Source organism: Streptomyces pseudoechinosporeus (assembly GCF_054783935.1).
Genome location: NZ_BAAGPS010000111.1, coordinates 1 through 1,655 on the forward strand (window position 1 = coordinate 1; position 1,655 = coordinate 1,655).

The 1,655-nt window shown below is 67.4% G+C and carries 1 protein-coding gene; it reads left to right on the top strand.

What is annotated here, in order from left to right; translation table 11 throughout:
- Positions 1–74: 74 nt before the first annotated feature.
- A partial coding sequence (locus tag ACYVO6_RS49450; RefSeq protein WP_461073634.1) for an IS4 family transposase occupies positions 75–1,655 on the top strand: 1,581 nt, incomplete at its 3' end.

A 1,655-nucleotide genomic window follows, 5' to 3' on the forward strand; every position in this document is an offset into this window, starting at 1 on the left:
GCCGAGGTCATGGCAACGGGGCTCCTGGTAGAGCGAAGAAGCCGACCAAGGTCTTCCCGCTCGAAGGAGCCCCGTTGCCCGCTCAGTGTTCCACCGTCACGCTCACGTCGTCCATCACCGTCGCCGACGGCGTCTTCGCTCCGGGACATCTCGGCGAGCTGACCCGGCAGTTACCCTTCGAACTTGTCGATGACGTGCTGGAACGCGTTGGCGGCGGCCAACGCAGGGTGCGGCTGCTGCCGTCGAGGGTGGGCGTGTACTTCGTGCTGGCGCTGGCCCTGTTTCCGCAACTGGGGTACGTGCGCGTGTGGGACAAGCTCACCGCCGGGCTGCACGGGCTTCTTCACAGGCGCCCTTCGGAGAAGGCGCTGCGGGAGGTTCGCCGACGGCTGGGCGTCGCGCCGCTTCGGTCGTTGTTCGAAACACTGGCAGGTCCCGCGGCACAGCCGATCACACCCGGAGTGCGATACCGGTGCTGGCGCACGGTCGCCTTCGATGGGTGCAGCTCCACCAAGGCCCCTGACCGGCCGCGAGTCTGTGCCTGGCTGGGCAAGCACAAACACCGCTACGGCACCGACGGATATCCGATGCTGAAGATCATGGTGCTGTGCGAGACCGGGACCCGCGCGTTACTCGGCGCGGTCTTCGGACCGACGCCGGAAAAGGAGACCGGCTATGCCGAGCAACTGCTGCCGCTGCTGGACGACAGCATGCTGCTGCTCAACGACCGGGGCTTCGACTCGGACGACTTCCTCGCGAAGGCCGCGTCCACCGGGGCACAGCTGTTGGTACGCCTCAAGGGAACCCGGACACCCGCCCGTTGGGCCCTTTTGCCGGACGGGTCGTTCCTGACCAGGATCAACGGGATCCGGCTGAGGATCATCGACGCGCACATCACGGTGACGACCGCCAAAGGGCTGCGGCTGGAAGGCCACTACCGGCTGGCCACCACGCTGACCGATCAGCGACGCCACCCCGCCGCCGAGCTGGTGGAGCTCTATCACGAACGATGGGAGATCGAGTCGGCGTTCTACTCGCTCCGGCACACCCTGCAACGCGGTCTGGTACTGCGCTCCCAGGACGCGACCGGGATCCAGCAGGAGCTTTGGGCTCACCTGACCGTCTACCAGGCGCTGCGCCGGGCGATGGTCGAGGCCGTCGAGACGCTCCCCGGCACGGACCCAGACCGCGCGTCCTTCACTATCGCCCTGGAGACCGCCAAGGATCAGCTCATCGCTGCGGCCGATGTGCTGCCCGATGCCGGGCCGGGGCACATCGCATCGGCCCTGCTGCACAATCTGCTTCCGCCCCGCCGGGCCCGCGTCAACCCACGTCGCGTCAAGTGTCCGATCTCCCGCTATGCCGCACCGCCTGACCAGGCACAAGTCCTGGGTGCCTCCAGGATCACCAGCATCAAAGTCACCGTGCACTCATCCACCGACCCCGGCCCCGACGGGCGTCGCGACCGCACGCTGCAACTTTTGCGCACCGCCCCTCTCCGCCCCTGGCGCGCATGTGAAATCGCTCGCGGTATCGGACTGGACGACGCCCAAGGACTACGCGCGGAACTGGGGCGCTGGGTCCGCGAGGGAATCCTCCACCGCACGGGGCGAGGCATCTACATCCTCGAACCCGAGTGGATCACACCCGACCTT